16 protein-coding genes are annotated in these 17,149 nt (G+C 55.4%); 5 read left to right on the top strand and 11 right to left on the bottom strand.

The window, feature by feature from the left end; genetic code table 11:
- Positions 1-30 precede the first annotated feature (30 nt).
- Complete coding sequence (locus tag J1782_RS17070; protein ID WP_152326203.1) at positions 31-1,074, top strand: oxidoreductase; 1,044 nt, start codon at positions 31-33, stop codon at positions 1,072-1,074.
- A gap of 51 nt (positions 1,075-1,125) precedes the next feature.
- Positions 1,126-2,136 carry a bile acid:sodium symporter family protein gene (locus J1782_RS17065; RefSeq protein ID WP_217153575.1) on the top strand — a complete coding sequence of 337 codons (1,011 nt, stop codon included), beginning with the start codon at positions 1,126-1,128 and terminating at the stop codon, positions 2,134-2,136.
- Positions 2,137-2,213: 77 nt separating this feature from the next.
- Here the strand turns inward: J1782_RS17065 and add are convergent, their stop codons facing one another.
- From add to malX, 3 genes are all read right to left on the bottom strand, one after another.
- Complete coding sequence (gene add / locus J1782_RS17060) at positions 2,214-3,212, bottom strand: adenosine deaminase (RefSeq protein ID WP_152326205.1); 999 nt, start codon at positions 3,210-3,212, stop codon at positions 2,214-2,216.
- A gap of 137 nt (positions 3,213-3,349) precedes the next feature.
- Positions 3,350-4,537, bottom strand: coding sequence for a MalY/PatB family protein (locus tag J1782_RS17055; protein ID WP_217153574.1), 1,188 nt, complete (start codon positions 4,535-4,537; stop codon positions 3,350-3,352).
- 61 nt (positions 4,538-4,598) lie between these two features.
- A complete protein-coding gene (malX, locus tag J1782_RS17050; RefSeq protein WP_217153573.1) occupies positions 4,599-6,212 on the bottom strand; it encodes a maltose/glucose-specific PTS transporter subunit IIBC in 1,614 nt (537 codons plus the stop codon).
- A 256-nt stretch (positions 6,213-6,468) separates the two neighbouring features.
- Here malX and malI point away from each other — a divergent pair, with 256 nt between their 5' ends.
- Positions 6,469-7,500, top strand: coding sequence for a Mal regulon transcriptional regulator MalI (malI, locus tag J1782_RS17045; RefSeq protein WP_152326208.1), 1,032 nt, complete (start codon positions 6,469-6,471; stop codon positions 7,498-7,500).
- Between the two features lie 129 nt (positions 7,501-7,629).
- On the opposite strand, the gene J1782_RS17040 is transcribed toward malI, so the two are convergent.
- The gene (locus J1782_RS17040; RefSeq protein WP_152326209.1) at positions 7,630-7,926 is read right to left on the bottom strand and encodes a DUF1161 domain-containing protein; all 297 of its coding nucleotides are present in this window, start codon (positions 7,924-7,926) and stop codon (positions 7,630-7,632) included.
- A 110-nt stretch (positions 7,927-8,036) separates the two neighbouring features.
- Positions 8,037-8,393 (bottom strand): DUF1283 family protein, encoded by a 357-nt coding sequence (locus tag J1782_RS17035; protein ID WP_152326210.1) that lies wholly within the window; start codon positions 8,391-8,393, stop codon positions 8,037-8,039.
- Between the two features lie 134 nt (positions 8,394-8,527).
- Here J1782_RS17035 and J1782_RS17030 point away from each other — a divergent pair, with 134 nt between their 5' ends.
- Positions 8,528-8,854, top strand: a complete 327-nt coding sequence (locus J1782_RS17030) for a YnfA family protein (protein ID WP_217153572.1) — start codon at positions 8,528-8,530, stop codon at positions 8,852-8,854.
- 3 nt (positions 8,855-8,857) lie between these two features.
- Here J1782_RS17030 and J1782_RS17025 read toward each other — a convergent pair whose 3' ends face one another.
- Positions 8,858-9,763, bottom strand: coding sequence for a LysR family transcriptional regulator (locus J1782_RS17025; protein WP_217153571.1), 906 nt, complete (start codon positions 9,761-9,763; stop codon positions 8,858-8,860).
- Positions 9,764-10,092: 329 nt separating this feature from the next.
- Between J1782_RS17025 and J1782_RS17020 the strand changes: the two genes are divergently transcribed.
- Complete coding sequence (locus J1782_RS17020) at positions 10,093-11,388, top strand: NCS2 family permease (RefSeq protein WP_104922061.1); 1,296 nt, start codon at positions 10,093-10,095, stop codon at positions 11,386-11,388.
- A gap of 121 nt (positions 11,389-11,509) precedes the next feature.
- On the opposite strand, the gene ydfG is transcribed toward J1782_RS17020, so the two are convergent.
- The 5 genes from ydfG to J1782_RS16995 form a co-directional block, all read right to left on the bottom strand.
- The gene (gene ydfG, locus J1782_RS17015) at positions 11,510-12,259 is read right to left on the bottom strand and encodes a bifunctional NADP-dependent 3-hydroxy acid dehydrogenase/3-hydroxypropionate dehydrogenase YdfG (RefSeq protein ID WP_152326213.1); all 750 of its coding nucleotides are present in this window, start codon (positions 12,257-12,259) and stop codon (positions 11,510-11,512) included.
- Between the two features lie 168 nt (positions 12,260-12,427).
- On the bottom strand, positions 12,428-13,483 hold the full coding sequence (locus J1782_RS17010; protein ID WP_217153570.1) for an aldo/keto reductase: 1,056 nt from the start codon (positions 13,481-13,483) through the stop codon (positions 12,428-12,430).
- Between the two features lie 47 nt (positions 13,484-13,530).
- Entirely contained in the window at positions 13,531-14,976 is a 1,446-nt protein-coding gene (locus J1782_RS17005; protein WP_152326215.1) for an MFS transporter, read from the bottom strand.
- 115 nt (positions 14,977-15,091) lie between these two features.
- Positions 15,092-16,186: an ABC transporter ATP-binding protein gene (locus tag J1782_RS17000; RefSeq protein ID WP_152326216.1), complete on the bottom strand. Its 1,095-nt coding sequence runs from the start codon at positions 16,184-16,186 to the stop codon at positions 15,092-15,094.
- Entirely contained in the window at positions 16,187-17,140 is a 954-nt protein-coding gene (locus J1782_RS16995) for a carbohydrate kinase family protein (RefSeq protein WP_217153569.1), read from the bottom strand.
- Positions 17,141-17,149 lie beyond the last annotated feature (9 nt).

Below are 17,149 nucleotides of genomic sequence, written 5' to 3'. Positions count from 1 at the left end.
GGGCAAGACCGTTAAACAGAGGAAAATCCCATGTCCCAGACTCTCCGCGTTGGCCTGATCGGCTATGGCTTCGCCAGTAAAACTTTCCATTCACCTTTGATTGACGGCACGCCGGGCCTTGAGCTGGCTGTGGTGTCGAGCAGTGACGCTGCAAAAGTCCATGCCGACTGGCCAAATGTCACGGTTGTTGATTCCCCGGAGAAGCTTCTTGCCGATCCGTCCATCGATCTGGTGGTGATTCCTACGCCAAACACCACGCATTTCCCGCTGGCGAAGCTGGCGCTGGAAGCCGGTAAACACGTTGTTGTCGATAAACCGTTCACCGTGACGCTTGAAGAAGCCCGCGAGCTGGACGCGCTGGCGCGTGAAAAAGGCAAAGTGCTTTCTGTGTTCCACAACCGTCGCTGGGATTCTGATTTCCAGACCGTGAAAGCGCTGATCGAAGAGGGATCGCTGGGCGAGATCGTGTATTTCGAATCGCATTACGATCGCTACAAACCGCAGGTGCTACAGCGCTGGCGTGAAAGCGATGCGCAGGGCAGCGGCATCTGGTACGACTTAGGTTCACATCTGCTGGATCAGGCGCTGCAATTGTTTGGTACGCCGGATTCGTTACAGGCTGACCTGGCCGTGCTGCGTCCGGGCGGTAAAGCGGTGGATTATTTCAATGCCGTGCTGACGTATCCGCGCCGCCGCGTGGTGTTGCACAGCACCGTGTACGCCGTGGCGGAAACGGCCCGCTTTATCGTGCAGGGCGAAACCGGCAGCTATGTGAAATTTGGTCTGGATCCGCAGGAAGATCGTCTGAAAGCGGGCGAACGTCTGCCGCAGGAAGACTGGGGATACGACAAACGTGACGGCGTGATTACGCTGAGCCACGAGGGTGTGCTGGCAGAGAAATCCCTGCTGACCATTCCGGGGAACTATCCTGCGTATTACGCGGGTGTGCGCGATGCGATTAACGGTAACGGCGAAAATCCGGTTCCGGCATCGGATGCTATCCGCGTAATGGAAATGATTGAGCTGGGCATGCAATCTTCAGAACAACAGGCGACGTTGAAAGTAAAAAAATAAGCCGCCGTTAACCCGATTCTCTTTTACTCGTTCAACTGGCAAGGAAGGTTCATGTCCTGGTTAAAAATCGATAAATTTTTGCTGATTCTGATTTGTGTGGTCGTGGTCGCGTCGTTTTTCCCTTGTGAAGGGATTTATAAAACGATTTTCGAACATCTGACCACCGCTGCCATCGCGCTGCTGTTTTTTATGCACGGCGCGAAGCTCTCGCGTGAGGCGATTATGGCGGGGATCGGCCACTGGCGTTTGCATGTTGTGGTTTTCCTCAGCACGTTTGCGCTGTTCCCGCTGCTGGGGCTGGGCATGAAATGGCTGGTGCCGGTCGGTATTCTGACACCGACGCTGTATTACGGTTTTCTGTATTTGTGTGCGCTGCCGGCTACCGTGCAGTCGGCGATTGCCTATACGTCGGTGGCGGGCGGGAATATCCCGGCGGCGATTTGCAGCGCGTCGGCGTCCAGTATTCTCGGCGTGTTTTTGTCGCCGGTGCTGGTGGGTTTGCTGATGCACACGCAGGGCGGAACCAGCGATACGCTGCACGCCATCGGCTCGATTGTTTTACAACTGATGGTGCCGTTTATCATCGGGCATTTGTGTCGTCCTCTGATTGGCGGCTGGGTGCAGCGTCATAAGAAGATCGTGAATATTACAGACCGTTCGTCGATTCTTCTGGTGGTGTACGTGGCGTTCAGTGCGGCAGTCGTGGAAGGCATCTGGCGCCAGATTGATGGCTGGTCACTGCTGGCGGTGCTGGGTTGTTCGATTGTGCTGCTGACCATTGTGCTGATCATCAATACGTTTGTGGCGCGGCTATTTGGTTTCAATACCAAAGACGAAATCACCATTGTTTTCTGTGGCTCGAAGAAGAGTCTGGCGAACGGTATTCCGATGGCGAACGTGCTGTTCCCGGCGTCTGCGGTGGGGGCGATGGTGCTGCCTCTGATGATTTTCCATCAGATCCAGCTGATGGTGTGCGCGGTTCTGGCGTCGCGTTACGCGAAACGTGTTGCACGTGAAGAAGCCGCTAAACTGGCCGTGAAAGAAGAAATCAAATCGGCATAACGGATTGATTGAAAAGAAAAGGGCGGGAATGAATCCCGCCCTTTTTTTTGCGCTCAGGGAACGGTTTTCAGAAAACGTTACGCAGACACTTTGTCGCGAATCGCCTGTTTTTCTGCGCCGGTCAGGAAGGCCATTGTCAGGCCATTTTCCTGCGCTTTGCGGATTTCATTCTGAGTCAGACCGGCGGCTGGCGCGGCAACGTTGTATTCGTTGGCAATTTCGATGCCCTGAACGGCCGGATCGTCGGTATTGATTGACGCCAGAACGCCGTGGCGCAGGAAGGTCGCCAGCGGATGTTGTTCAAACGAGGAGACGGTGCTGGTCTGAATATTCGACGTCAGGCAGGACTCAATCCCAATCTGGTGCTTCGCCAGGAAATCCATCAGCGCCGGGTCTTGCGCGGCTTTCACGCCGTGGCCGATACGCTCAGCGCCCAGTTCACGAATTGCCTGCCAGATGCTTTCCGGGCCTGCGGCTTCACCGGCGTGAACGGTAATGCGCCAGCCTGCGTCGCGCGCACGGTTAAAGTGGCTGAGGAACAGACTGCCTGGGAAACCGAGTTCATCACCGGCCAGATCCAGCGCGGTAATGCCATCGCGGTGCGCCAGTAAACCTTCCAGCTCTTGCAGACACGCATCTTCACCGAAAGTACGGCTCAGAATACCAATCAGACGCACATCGATGTCGTGATTTTTCTGGCCTTCACGGATGCCTTCGATCACGGCTTCCACCACGCCTGCGACCGGCAGTTTGTGGTTCATCGCCATGTAGTAAGGGGAGAAACGCAGTTCGGTATAGTGCAGACCGGCTTTGGCCGCATCTTCAACGTTTTCTTTCGCAATACGGCGGCAGGCGTCGAGATCGCCCAGCACTTTGACGCCCCAGTCCAGTTTTTGCAAAAAGCTCACCAGATCGGGTTCTGCGTGCATCACCTGCACATGCGGGCGCAGGGCTTCAAGTTCATTGGCGGGCAGCGTCAGGTTAAACTGACGGCCTAAATCGAGAATCGTTTGAGCGCGGATGTTGCCATCAAGGTGGCGGTGAATGTCGGTCAGGGGAAGGCGTGTGTCGATCATGGGGTGCACTCGTTATTATTGAAATGTGCGGGGCATTATAACGTCAGATCGGGGGATAAGAAAACGTTGTTGCGCAACGGCAGGAGAAAGCTCCTTCCTCTGTACAAGGAAGGAGCGAAACGGAAAATTCTTGAACGTTACGGCAGCAGGGTATTAATCGCGCGAATTAAAGCCTGTACACCCGCTTCTACCTTCGACCTTGGGCAGCCGACGTTCAGGCGCAGGAACCCGTTGCCTTCTTCACCGTAGGTATAACCCGGCATGATCGCGACTTTTTGATGTTCGATCAGCTCTTTTTGCAGCTGCTTGTCGTCGATGTTTAACGCACGCAAATCAATCCACGCCAGATACGTTGACTGCGGAGGTTGCCAGTTCAGCTGCGGGAACGCGGCGTTCAGCTGTTCCGCCACATAATGCAGATTTCCCTGCAAATAGTCGCGCAACGCGTCCAGCCACGGTTCGCCCGCGTGATACGCCGCGACGTGCGCATGTACCGCCAGTACCGCCGGAGAGGATAAACCGTCGCAGGCTTTCAGCTGATGCAGATAAGCATCACGCGGCGTTTTATGGCTGATAAAGCCGTACGCGCCGGTCAGCGCAGGGATATTGAAGCTTTTCGAGCCGGACGTCAGCAGCGCCCATTCACCGCGCGCCACCTCATTCCACGGCGTATGTGGGTTCCCGCCCCAGACCATATCCATGTGGATTTCATCGCTGATCACCCGCACGCTGTGGCGCTCGCAAAGTGCTGCAATCCGCGTCAGTTCTTCGCGCGTCCAGACCTTTCCGGTCGGATTGTGCGGGCTGCACAGCAACAACAGCGAACAGTCCGGCTGCGCCAGCAGGCTTTCCAGATTTTCGGCATCCAGCGACCAGTCGTTGCCGTTTTTAATCAGCGGGCAAGCCAGCAGGTTGCGCTGATTACCATCAACCACTTTAAAGAACGCATCGTAGGCCGGGGTGAATGTCACCACACCATCACCCGGCTGGCTCCACTGGCGGATAAGCTGCGCCACCATGTAAATCACCGACGGGCCATACACCACCCAGTCGCGGTCAATCTGGCTGTTAAAACGCTGCTGATACCAGTGTTCAACGGCACCGAGAAAATCGTCATGATGCCAGCGGCTGTAGCCAAGCACGCCGTGTTGCAGGCGTTTTTGCAGCGCATCCAGAATGCACGGCGCGGTGGCGAAATCCATGTCTGAAATGGTAAATGGCAGTAAATCATCATGGCCAAAACGGTCGGCGACGTAATCCCACTGAGTACACCAGGTTCCGTGACGATCAACGACGGTAGAGAAATCAAAAGAAGCTGAGGACATTTTTTCACTCCCTGAAGAAAGCAGAAAAGGGCGACACGAAGTCGCCCTGTGGATTCAGTGTTTATACCATCGCCGGTTCGGGCGCGGGCTGATTGGCTGCTTCACGGATGAGGTAATCCAGCTCATCTTTCACCGACTGCACCTGAGGGCCGATCACCACCTGCAGGTTGTGTTCGTTGAGATGAACCACACCAATTGCACGGTTGGCTTTAAGCGTCGCATCGTCGACCAGCGACATATCCGCCACGGAAAGACGCAGGCGGGTGATGCAGTTATCGAGTGAAATGATGTTACCGGCACCGCCCAGCGCGCTTAAGATCACCGGCACGTTGTAACCGGATTTGCTGGAAGACGGCACGGCCGCGGCGGCTGGCGTACTTTCAGATTCACGGCCCGGCGTTTTGATATTAAAGCGCGTGATAGAGAAGCGGAAGATTACGTAGTAAGCCGCGAACCAGATTGCTGCGACCACCGGCACCAGATACCACTTGGTGGCTGTGCCGTGCAGGATACCGAAGACCACGAAATCGATGATGTTACCGTCGGTATTCCCGATGGTCACGCCCAGTACCGACATAATGGTGAAGCCCAGACCGGTCAGAATTGCGTGGATCACATACAGAACCGGCGCAACGAAAAGGAACAGGAATTCGATCGGTTCAGTGGTTCCGCCGACAACACAAGCGACAACACCGGAAATCAGCAGGCCTTTAATTTTATGACGGTTTTCAGGTTTCGCACAGTGGTACATCGCCAGCGCAGCACCCGGTAACCCCCCGAGGAATGCAGGCATTTTGCCCTGCGACAGGAACTGTGTCGCGCTTTCAGAGAAACCGTGCGTGGTCGGGCAGGAAAGTTGCGCCTGGAAGATGGTCAGGGCTCCGCTGACTTCGCGGCCACAGACGTCCATTGTGCCACCGGCTTCGGTGAAGCGGATCAGCGCCACCAGAATGTGGTGCAGCCCGAACGGTAACAGCAGACGTTCGCCGGAACCGAAAATCATCGGTCCGAACACACCTGCACCCTGAATCAGACGGCCCAGACCGTTAATCCCGGCGGCGAAGAATGGCCAGATTAACGGGATCAGCAAACCGACTAAACCGAGCACGACGGTGGTGACGATAGGTACAAAACGCGTACCGCCGAAGAATGCCAGCGCATCCGGCAGGCGGATGGTGTTGTAACGCTCGTGCAACATGTACACGATGATACCCACGATAACGGCGCCCAGAATACCGGTGTCGATAGACTGGATACCAAGGATCATCTGGATGTTATTGGCTTTCAGAACCAGCGGATCAACCGTTGGCAGTGTGCCGTTGGCGGTCAGGTAGAAGTTGATTGCCAGGTTCAGCACGGCAAAACCGACAAAACCGGAGAAGGCGGCAACGCCTTTGTTCTCACGCGCCATACCCAGCGGGATAGCGATGGCGAACATGACCGGCAGGAAGCTGAATGCAAATGAGCCGACTTTGCTCATCCACACGAAAATCAGCTGAAGAACAGGATTGCCCAGTGCAGGCAGCAATGTAACGACATCGTGGCTGCTTAACGAGCTGCCGATGCCCAGCATGATGCCGCAAAATGACAACAACGCGACGGGCAACATGAAGGTTTTACCAAGGCTTTGGAAGAATTCCCAAAGTGTGACTTTTTGTTTTTTATTTGCAGGCATGACTGCTCCCTGAGTGGTTTGGTGTTGGCTGTGTGGTAATGGCGGCTAAGATAAAACGTTTTACCAAAACAATACGTGTCGGAACTCACAATATTGGAAGATGGCTGCACCATCAGGGTGAAATGGAGGTTTAACGTTTTACTCAATCTGACGAGTCGGGTATAACTGTTTGACCGCGCTAATGATTTAAACGCTTAAGTCCGACGAACGGGTCATAATCCCGCTTCATGGAGTCTGGAATGAACGACACAGCCTGATGAATCATAAAAAAATTACGATTATCGATGTTGCGCAGCACGCCGGTGTTTCTGTCACCACGGTGTCGCTGGTGCTCAGCGGCAAAGGGCGCATTTCCCTGAGTACCGCTGAGCGGGTAAACCGTGCGGTGGATGAACTGGGTTTTGTGCGTAACCGGCAGGCCAGCACGCTGCGCGGCGGTGAGTCCGGCGTGGTCGGGCTGATTGTGCGTGATATCTGTGAGCCGTTTTATGCGGAAATGACCGCCGGTCTCAGCGAGATGTTTGAAGCGCAGGGCAAAGTATTATTTCTGCTGCAAAGTGGCCCGTCAGGCAAAGGTCTGATGCGCTGTTTCGACACTTTGCTGACCCACGGCGTTGACGGTATTGTCATCGCCGGTGGCACCAGTTCTATTTCCGGCCTGAAAGAAAAGGCCGATGAACAGGGCGTTCCGCTGATTTGCGCTGCGCGTTCCGGTGGTATTGAAGGCGTCGATGTTGTCCGCCCGGACAATATGCTCGCCGCCAAAATGGCCACCGAATATCTTATCCGCCACGGCCACAAACAAATCGCTTACCTCGGCGGCCTCAGTAATTCGTTAACCCGCGCCGAACGCCTCGGCGGTTTCTGCGCCACGCTCGTGCAGTACGGCCTGCCGTTTCGCAGTGAATGGATTATCGAGTGCGATTACCAGCAGAAATGCGCCGCCGACGCCGCCGAAACGCTGCTGACCCATTACCCGAAAATCAGCGCCATCGTCTGCCATAAATCGTCCGTCGCGCTCGGTGCTTATTTCGGCGTTTTGCGCACCGGCGCAGAAGTCGGCGGCGGGGCGGTCGACAGTTTCTTCCAGCAAAAAGTGGCCCTTATCGGCATGGAAGATGCACCGGAATCCGAACTGACCGAACCGCCGCTGACGTCAATCGCGAACTCCGCCCGGGAGATTGGTCATGCGACGGCGAGACGGTTATTGCTGAGGATCGGGGGGCAGAATCTCGAAGCACAGAATATTATTGTGCCACCGGGGCTGGTAGAGAGGGAGTCGGCCTGAAAGCCACTTTGAGAAAGGTGACAAATTTCGTTTTTGGCCAGGCTGGCCTTAAACTCAAGACCTTGGGTGGCAACCCAAGGTCTTGACCTGGGTTGCACAAAATATAACCGAGCGTGATACCGGTCCGTATCACTGAGAATCCTGGCTTGTCCCCGTCTTAGGACTCGCTGCTGTCGTATCCTCCGCGCCAGCGGTCTTCGTGTAGATAATCTTCTGCGTATCATTCCCGCAATGACCCACAACCTGACCACCGGCCTGATCTGCCTGATCGTTCGGGACGATATCAAGCTTAAAACCGGATTCCGGCAAACCGTTGGCGACGATTTTCTGGGTGATATCCGCTTTCACGCTTTCACAGGTGGCAGCCTGAACCGCCAGCGGCGCTAACATCATGACCGCAAGGCCAGCTAAGAGTGTCTTTTTCATCATTCATTCCTTTTATGAGAAACAGTGTATTAATGAGTTTAGCAGATAGAGACAGCGGCACAGTTCGCCGCTGTCGGGCAGGAAAAGGGCGGAAAGACTTATTTACGGTATTACGGTGCCATCAGCTGACGGCCGGTGCGGCGGTCGAGGCAGCGCTGGGTGTTATCTTCCCAGTACGCGTTGATATTCTGGCTGGCGTTGCATTTATCACGCAGATCCACAGAATTATCGTACTTGGAATAATCCTTCTCAGCGCGCTGGTTTTTCAAAGCCCGCAGACGCTGGGTTTCGTTCCATTGCTCTTTGCTCTGACGCGCTTCTTCGTTGGACATGGCATCATTGCCGCTGCCGCCAAAGACACAGGTTCCGCCCGCACAGTTGGTGGCTGCCAGCGCAGGTGCCTGCCAGCTTGCGGTCATAACAAGCAGCGCAACAGGCAGTAAACGGCGTAAAAACGTTGTATTCATTAGTTAATCCTTTTAATTTACACATCGCTCAGGCGAATACTTTCAATTATAACATCACCCTGAGTCACGTCACCCAAAGCCTGCTAACGGGTTGAATTCATGTTTAACTTACGACTGTAAACCTGGCGATTCACATGCTCAAAACGACTTTACTGTTCTTTGCGACCGCGCTGGCGGAAATCATCGGCTGTTTTCTGCCGTATCTCTGGCTGCGCAAAGGCGGCAGCTGGCTGCTGCTTTTCCCGGCGGCGCTGAGCCTGGCGGCGTTTGTCTGGTTGCTGACGCTGCATCCGGCAGCCAGTGGCAGGGTGTATGCGGCTTACGGCGGAGTCTATGTGATGACGGCGATGTTGTGGTTGCGGTTTGTCGATGGCATAAAACTCAGCACCACTGACTGGCTCGGCGCCTGTGTGGCGCTGGCCGGGATGCTGATTATCATTTCTGGCTGGAAAGCGGCGTAACGGTTACTGCGACAATTGTTCCATCATCACGATCACTTTCTGAATCACAATCTGCGCGGCGCGGGAAAGCTGACGGCGTGGCGCAACGCACAGCGCGAGCGTCAGCGGTTTGGCGCTGCGCCCTTGCAAGGGCACAAACGCCAGCCGGTTTTCCTGCAAATCGGGCAATACGTCGAGCAGACTCAGCACACCCACGCCAGCCCCTTTGCGGATAAGTTCGCGCATCATCCGCACGTCATTACAGACAATTGACGGCGTATCCAGCAACTGATAACGGTTATACAGCAGCTTCGCGCGGGCATTCACCATCAGTGGTTCCGACGGAATAATCTGCCGGTAAGACGCGATATCGCTGAACGACAGTGATTCCTGCTTTGAAAGTTCATGCCCGACCGGCATCGCGATGCCAATCGGCAATTCCGCGAACGCCTGTACTTCCAGACCGGTATGTTCAATGGGGTCGAGCAGCAGGCCAAAATCCACTTCAGCCGAACTGACCTGTTCACTGATATTCCGGCTGTCTTCAATGCGGATATCAAACGTGAGGTATGGATGCTCAGCGCCGACTTCGGCAATCAGCTGCGCCATAATTCCTTCACTGAGCGCCGCGATAATGGAAATGGTGACGTGCCCGCGCCGCAAACCCTGAATTTCATCAAAGCGTTCGCGGGTACGGGAAAATTCTTTACGCCAGCGACGGATATCATCGAACAAAATCTCACCGGCGGACGTCAGTTTCAGGCCGGTCGGCAGACGCTCAAACAGCGGCGTTTCCAGCGTCTGTTCAGCCTGTAAAATCTGCCGGTTAATGGCCGAAGCGGAGACGTGCAGCGCTTCCGCCGCTTTGCGCAAACTTCCTGTTCGGGCGACTTCGGTAAAATATTGCGAAAAACGGGAGAAGGGTGACATAGGTGTACTAATTTATGCAGTGAATAAGTGAGATATCTATTATGGACTGCATCACTCATTTTTCCTAGATTGTGCGATGGCCTTTGTAAACAATCACCTCAGATTGTTTTATGCGCAAATCTCTGCGCAAAAAAGGTCAATAAAGGGTAATGACAGGGTTCGTCAAAACACGTTTAGCACGTGAGCCGCTTTTCTTTGGACAGAAGGGGTGCGAATTGTGGCATTCGTACTGCTGGCGCGCGTGCGTGTTTTGAAAAACAACACTAATAACAAGCGTGCGCTTTTGATCACCCGGTTGAAGTGATCACGCGACCAAGAGATTCCTTCTCATGTTAGAAAAACTATTCAAGTTAAAAGCTCACCGTACTAACGTGCGGACTGAGATTGTGGCAGGACTGACTACATTTTTAGCAATGGCCTATATTCTGTTCGTTAACCCGTCCATTTTGGGCGCGACGGGGATGGATAAAGGCTCAGTTTTCGTGGCAACGTGTCTTGCTGCCGCAATCGGTTCCGCACTGATGGGCTTTATCGCCAACTACCCGATTGCACTGGCACCGGGCATGGGTTTAAACGCCTTCTTCACCTACACCGTCGTGCTGCACATGGGTTACACCTGGCAGATCGCGTTGGGTGCTGTTTTCCTTTCCGCGTGTATCTTCTTCGCGTTATCAATTTTCAAAATTCGTGAATGGATTATCCGCAGTATTCCGCTGCCGCTGCGTTCGGCGATTGCGGCCGGTATCGGGTTATTCCTGGCGCTGATTGCGCTGGAAAACGCCGGTATTGTGATTGCAAACCCGGCCACGCTGGTAGGCCTGGGTGACCTGACCAAACCGGGTCCGCTGTTTGCGATGCTCGGTTTCATTCTGATTGTGGTTCTCGAAGCGCGTAAAGTGACCGGTGCTGTGCTGATTGGCGTGCTGGCTGTGACGGTTCTGGCGATTGCGCTGGGCTACTCACCGTTTGGCGGCGTGATGTCTATGCCACCTTCTATCGCACCAACCTTTATGCAGCTGGACATCAAAGGCGCATTCAACGTTTCGCTGATCAGCGTCGTGTTCGCATTCCTGTTCGTAGACGTGTTCGATAACTCAGGCACCCTGATCGGCGTAACCAAACGCGCAGGTCTGGCGGACGAAGATGGCAATATCCCGAAAATGGGGCGTGCGCTGGTCGCGGACAGTGCGGCTGCGCTGTTCGGTTCACTCTTAGGGACATCAACTACCACCAGTTATATCGAGTCTGCTGCGGGCGTGAGCGCCGGTGGCCGTACCGGTCTGACGGCGATCGTGGTCGCGATCCTGTTCCTGCTGAGCCTGTTCTTCGCACCGCTGGCAGGCAGCGTTCCGGCATTCGCCACCGCGCCTGCTCTGCTGTTCATCGCGGTTCTGATGACCTCAGGTCTGGCAGAAATCGACTGGAAAGATATCACCGTTGCCGCGCCGGTCACCGTGACCGCGCTGACCATGCCGTTCACGTATTCCATCGCTAACGGCATCGCGTTTGGTTTCATCACCTGGACGCTGGCAAAACTGCTTACCGGCCGCTGGCGTGAACTGAATTCTGCGCTGATCGTTCTGTCGATTCTGTTCGTGATCAAACTGGGCTGGCTGAGCGCGTAACCGCTCTGCGGGTCGGAAAAGGCGCGGGTTTGACTCCCGCGCTTTTTTTATGCTCAAAATCGGGTGAAAACCCAATAAAAAAGCAGCCGGAGCTGCTTTTCATCTACATCACAATGTCTGATCAGTCTTCGCGGTGAACCTGCAAACCGGCCAGAGACTGGCTGACAGGCATCATCTCGATGCTGTTGATGTTCACGTGCTCAGGCAATGTCGAAACCCAGAACACGGATTCAGCAACGTCGGTGGCCGTCAGCGGGTTAGTCTTGTCGTAGGTTTTGCTGGCTTTCTCGTCATCACCTTTAAAGCGGATGTTGGAGAATTCCGTTCCGCCGCACAGGCCCGGCTCGATATTGGTCACGCGAACGTGAGTGCCATGCAGGTCGGTGCGCAGGTTCAGGCTGAACTGACGGACGAAGGCTTTGGTCGCGCCATACACGTTGCCACCGGCATACGGCCAGTTGCCCGCCGTTGAACCGATGTTAATCACATGGCCGGTGTTGCGTTCAACCATGCCCGGCAGGACGGCGCGGGTCATGTACACCAGACCTTTGGTGTTGGTGTCGATCATTTTGTCCCAGTCTTCCAGCGACGCTTTGTCGGCTTTTTCCAGACCGAGCGCCAGACCGGCGTTATTGACCAGCACATCGATGTTGCTCCATTCGGCAGGCAGGCTGTCGATGGCATCTTTGATGGAAGCACGGTTGGTCACATCCAGCTCAACGGTATACAGCGCGTCACCCAGCTCCGCCTTCAGGTCGTCCAGACGCTCTTTACGGCGGCCAGAGGCAATCACTTTATGGCCTTCTTTGACAAAGCGGCGCGCGATTTCAGCACCAAATCCGGCGGTCGCGCCGGTCACAAAAATAATCATCCCGGTATTCCTTAGTATTTAAATAAATAGAATGAAATAAAAATCGAATCAAAAATGAACGCGTTTGCTCGCGCACGGCGTGCAGAAAAAGAAACTCTATAAGTATTAACACAAAAATAACCAGACCGGCAGCGGATGCCGGTCTGACTTGGTATCATTTTATTGCGGTCACTTTTTCAAATAGGGCGCAATCAGCGATAAATCTGCCGCAGAAAGCCGGTCCGGCGCGGTCTGAGCCTGATGCCAGTAAGGATACAGCAACGGCAACTGGCTGACCTGATTAAGTCTTTCAATTTCTTCGCTATTAAGGGTCAAATCTGCCGCGAGCAGGTTGTCCTGCAACTGGGTGTCGTTACGCGCACCGACAATCACTGACGTTACCTGCGGGCGCGCAATCAGCCATGCCAGCGCGATTTGCGCCGCGGAAACGCCGCGCTGCCCGGCGATATCCACCAGAACATCCACCACGTCATACAGCGCATTTTCGTCACGCACCGGCGGCTCACCCCAGTCAGCCAGATGACGTGTGCCTTCCGGTGCCGCCTGATTGCGGCGATATTTACCGGAAAGCAGGCCACCGGCCAGCGGACTCCACACCAGTACGCCCAGCCCCTGATCCTGTGCGACCGGCAGCAGCTCATATTCGGCTTCACGTGCCTGCAGGGTGTAATGGATTTGCTGACTGACCGGGCGGATATAGTGGTTTGCTGCTGCCACGCCCAGCGTTTTCATCACATGCCAGGCAGAAAAGTTGGAGACACCGACATAACGCACTTTGCCGCTGCTGACCAGATCGTCGAGCGCGCGCAGCGTTTCTTCCAGCGGCGTCTGACCATCCCATTCATGCAACTGATACAAATCCAGATAGTCCGTATTCAGGCGCTTCAGGCTGGCTTCGCAGGCGCGCAAAATATGGTGACGTGATGAACCGCGATTGTTCGGGCCATCGCCCATCGGGAAGCGGGCTTTGCTGGCAACCAGCACGTCATGACGCTGACTGCCCAGCGCCTTGCCCAGAATCACTTCCGATTCACCGCCTGAATAAACGTCGGCGGTATCGAATAAGTTAATTCCGGCATCCAGACACAGACCGATCTGGTGCTGTGCGGCACTGACGTCGGTCTGGCCGGTTTTAGCGAATTTGCCCTGACCACCAAACGTCATGGTGCCCAGACTGAGAACTGAAACTTTCAGGCCGGAATGGCCTAACAGACGGTATTCCATGGGTTTTCTCCATTTATCGGATACTTAATTTCAGTTTAGCAACGTCATTATTTTTGCGACGAAGCCGGTTGCGGTACAGATTCTTTTTTTCGGCGTATTTCATCGCCCGCGGTAGGGTCGAGCGTCAGACTGTCGAGGGTTCCCGCCAGAGAAAACACCCCGATAATAATAAAAGCGATATGGAACGTGCCGGTCTGCATCCCGGCGCTGGCCGGTAAAAAATGTTCTGCGACGCGCAGGGAAAGCGCGCCGATGGCAATGCCCAGCCCGGTAGAGAGCTGTTGCGCGGTGTTAAATAACGTATTCGCGCCACCCATTTGTTCTGCCGGAACCTGCGAAAAGGCCAGTGTATTGAGTGCCGTGAACTGCATCGAACGGGTCATGCCGCTGGCGAACAGCAGCAGCAACGTGATGGCAGTCGGCACGTCCGGCGTCAGCAACGCGCAGGCAAATATCGTCGCAGAATTGAGCAGGCCGTTAACCAGCATAATCGACTTAAAGCGAAAGCGGTGCAAAATCGGCGAGGTAAAAGGCTTCATTGCCAGATTACCGGCGAACACGGCAAGCACCAGCAGCCCGGCATCAAACGCGTTCATGCCGTAACCCAGCTGGAACATCAGCGGCAGCAAAAACGGCAGGGCGCCGATAGCTACGCGGAACAATGAACCGCCGTAAATCGTGACGGCGTAACTTTTAATTTTCAGCGCCGTCAGCGGCAGCAACGGGTGCGTTGCCCGCCCGGAATGCCAGACCGCCAGCGCCCCGACGATCACCGCGCCGCCCACCATCGTCACCGGTTTCCAGTTAATGGTGCCCTGATTAAACATATCCAGCCCGAAGATTAACCCCAGACACGCTGCGCCGGTCAGCACAAAACCGGTGACATCAAACGGCACTCCTTTCTGCCCCTCAACCTGCGGGATCAGCTTACGACTGAACACCAGTGCGATAATCCCGAGCGGCAGATTGAGCAGAAATATCCAGTGCCAGGAGGCATAGGTCGTAATGAATCCGCCCAGCGGCGGTCCGAGGATCGGCGCCACCAGCCCGGGCCAGGTAATCGTCGCAATTGCGCGGATCAGATCTGATTTTTGCGTATTTTTCAGTACCACCAGACGCCCGACCGGCACCATCAGCGCACCGGCAAACCCCTGCAACATGCGGGCGGCGGTAAACGTGCTGAGACTGACGCTGGCAGAACATAACAGTGACGCGAGGGTGAACAGGATCAGCGCCAGCGAAAAGACGTTACGCGTGCCAAACCGGTTAGCGATCCAGCCGCTGGCAGGAATAAACACCGTGAGCGTCAGAATGTACGCCGACACGCCGATATTCATATCGACCGGATGCACGCCGAAATCTTTCGCCATCTGCGGCAGCGCGGTGACAATCACCGTGGCATCCAGATTTTCCATAAAGAACGCGCCAGCCACCAGTAACGGCAAAGCGGATCCCGGCGGCAACGAGAATTTTTTGTTTGAGAAGAAGCTCATAGAAGGTAAGCGCGCTAATGAAATAAGGAAAGTCTGAGCATAGCGCATCGGGGGAAGGCGTCAACGGCGGGATTGAGGATCTCCCCCGGTGAAAGGGGAGATTTTGCACATTAATTCAGAGTTCAGTTTCTTCCAGCCGTTCCCCGGTCTGTGCATCGAACAGATGAATGGCGTCGCTGTTAGCTTCGAGGTACAGCGGTTGTTCGGTACTGACGCGGGCGCGGCCAGCGAACTGGACGTGCAGCGGGAAACCGCTCCAGTCGATATGCAGCAGGCTGCTTTCGCCGGTGACTTCCAGCAGACGCAGCGTGGCGGCGGGTTGCGCGCTGTGCTGAACCGGTTTGAGATCATGCGGGCGCAGGCCGAGCGTGACCGGTTCGCCTTCGGAATGTCGCGCCTGTAACGCCCATTTCTCCGGCAGGGCAAACCACAGCTGATTGCAGGTCACGCCAGGTTTGCCGTCGATGCTCTGGAACACGCCGCTGAGTAAATTCATCGGCGGTGAACCGATAAAGCGCGCCACAAAGGTGTTCACCGGTTTGTCGTAAATCGACAGCGGATCGCCTTGCTGCACGATAAAACCGTCTTTCATCACCACAATGTTATCCGCCAGCGTCATGGCCTCAATCTGATCGTGCGTGACGTAAACCGTGGTGGTGCGGAACTGCTGGTGCAGGGATTTGATTTCCGCACGCAGCTCCATGCGAAGCTGCGCGTCAAGGTTAGACAGCGGTTCGTCGAACAGGAAAACTTTCGGATTTCGCACCAGCGCGCGGCCCATTGCGACGCGCTGGCGCTGCCCGCCGGACAAATCTTTCGGCAGGCGTTTCAGCAGATGATCAATCCCTAACACCTTCGCGGCTTGCTGTACTTTGGCCTGTTGTTCGGCTTTCGGCACCTTTTTCACCTGCATATGGAACGCCATGTTCTCGGCCACGGTCAGGTGCGGATACAGCGCGTAGCTCTGGAAGACCATGGCGATATCACGATCCGCCGGGTCAAAATTATTGATTTGCTGTTTATCGAGCAGGATGTCCCCGTCGGATAAGGATTCCAGCCCGGCCAGCAGGCGCAGCAGGGTGGATTTTCCGCAGCCGGACGGCCCGACCAGCACGGTAAAGCTGCCATCGGGAATGGTCAGATCCAGCGGTTTGAGCACCTGTACTTTGCCATAATGTTTGGCGACTTTTACCAGTTCTACCAGAGCCATTCAGAGTTTCTCCACAGGGCCAAAAAGCGATTGCCAGTCAGGATAAAGGCGCGGGGAACTGCTGATCGCACAACCGGCGACGCGGACACCCCATTGCAACGCCGTGGCAGGCGGCAGGCCATAAATCAGCGCGGATAAAAATCCGGCGTTAAAACTGTCTCCGGCGCCGATAGTATCGACCACCTCAACCGGTTCGGCGTGCTGATGCAACGCCTGATCCGCGCTCCACAGACGCGCACCGTCCGGGCCGCATTTCGCGACGCAAAAAGCATTCCCAGCCATCTGCGCCAGCAGTTTTTGCGCGGCAGCGTCCAGCGACTGAGCATCGGCCAGCCCGAGCGTTTCGACTTCATTGAGCAGCAGCGCATCGCAATACGGCAACCATTTGGACGCCTGTTCACGTAGCGCATCGCTCCAGTCTTCCGGCGGCCAGCCGCTGTCTACTGCCACCTGATAGCCACGCTGTTTCAGCGTTGCCAGCAGGAGCGGATAACCGGCGTAAAGCGCGGTACACAACCAGGTTCCGCACAGTAAAACCCAGTCGCCGGGTTGTGCGTTTTCGGGTAACTGAGCCAGAACGTCCTGCATGGAAAGGCGGACAATATGCCCCTGATTGCTGAAAAACGTCCGTTCGTGGTCGGGATGCGTGACGCCAAACGTCAGCGACGTTTCGCAGTCGCAGGTCGGCCAGTGGGGCGCGCTTTCCGGGAACAAACTCGCCAGCCAGCCGGTGAACTGGTCGTTGCCCTGATTGGCCACCAGCCGGTGCGGGACGTTCAATGCCGACAGCGCCAGCGCACAGTTTCCGGCAGAGCCGCCGGGGCGCAGAGAGCTGCTTTCGAGCATCGCTTCGGTGCCTTTTTCCGGCCACGAGTGGAGCGTGCTCATGATCAAATCCACGTTAATATTGCCCACCACATACAGCGTGGCGCGGGTGTCAGGTCTTGTAATCATTGATGAGAT

The organism is Rahnella sp. BCC 1045, assembly GCF_019049615.1.
Classification (GTDB): domain Bacteria; phylum Pseudomonadota; class Gammaproteobacteria; order Enterobacterales; family Enterobacteriaceae; genus Rahnella; species Rahnella contaminans.
Note: the sequence above shows the minus strand (reverse complement) of the source record. Positions and strands in the feature narration are given on the sequence as shown.

Coding starts and splice junctions, on each gene's coding strand:
- J1782_RS17070 (WP_152326203.1), top strand. CDS start 31: ATGTCCCAGACTCTCCGCGTTGGCCTGATCGGCTATGGCTTCGCCAGT.
- J1782_RS17065 (WP_217153575.1), top strand. CDS start 1,126: ATGTCCTGGTTAAAAATCGATAAATTTTTGCTGATTCTGATTTGTGTG.
- add (WP_152326205.1), bottom strand. CDS start 3,212: ATGATCGACACACGCCTTCCCCTGACCGACATTCACCGCCACCTTGAT.
- J1782_RS17055 (WP_217153574.1), bottom strand. CDS start 4,537: ATGTCCTCAGCTTCTTTTGATTTCTCTACCGTCGTTGATCGTCACGGA.
- malX (WP_217153573.1), bottom strand. CDS start 6,212: ATGCCTGCAAATAAAAAACAAAAAGTCACACTTTGGGAATTCTTCCAA.
- malI (WP_152326208.1), top strand. CDS start 6,469: ATGAATCATAAAAAAATTACGATTATCGATGTTGCGCAGCACGCCGGT.
- J1782_RS17040 (WP_152326209.1), bottom strand. CDS start 7,926: ATGAAAAAGACACTCTTAGCTGGCCTTGCGGTCATGATGTTAGCGCCG.
- J1782_RS17035 (WP_152326210.1), bottom strand. CDS start 8,393: ATGAATACAACGTTTTTACGCCGTTTACTGCCTGTTGCGCTGCTTGTT.
- J1782_RS17030 (WP_217153572.1), top strand. CDS start 8,528: ATGCTCAAAACGACTTTACTGTTCTTTGCGACCGCGCTGGCGGAAATC.
- J1782_RS17025 (WP_217153571.1), bottom strand. CDS start 9,763: ATGTCACCCTTCTCCCGTTTTTCGCAATATTTTACCGAAGTCGCCCGA.
- J1782_RS17020 (WP_104922061.1), top strand. CDS start 10,093: ATGTTAGAAAAACTATTCAAGTTAAAAGCTCACCGTACTAACGTGCGG.
- ydfG (WP_152326213.1), bottom strand. CDS start 12,259: ATGATTATTTTTGTGACCGGCGCGACCGCCGGATTTGGTGCTGAAATC.
- J1782_RS17010 (WP_217153570.1), bottom strand. CDS start 13,483: ATGGAATACCGTCTGTTAGGCCATTCCGGCCTGAAAGTTTCAGTTCTC.
- J1782_RS17005 (WP_152326215.1), bottom strand. CDS start 14,976: ATGAGCTTCTTCTCAAACAAAAAATTCTCGTTGCCGCCGGGATCCGCT.
- J1782_RS17000 (WP_152326216.1), bottom strand. CDS start 16,186: ATGGCTCTGGTAGAACTGGTAAAAGTCGCCAAACATTATGGCAAAGTA.
- J1782_RS16995 (WP_217153569.1), bottom strand. CDS start 17,140: ATGATTACAAGACCTGACACCCGCGCCACGCTGTATGTGGTGGGCAAT.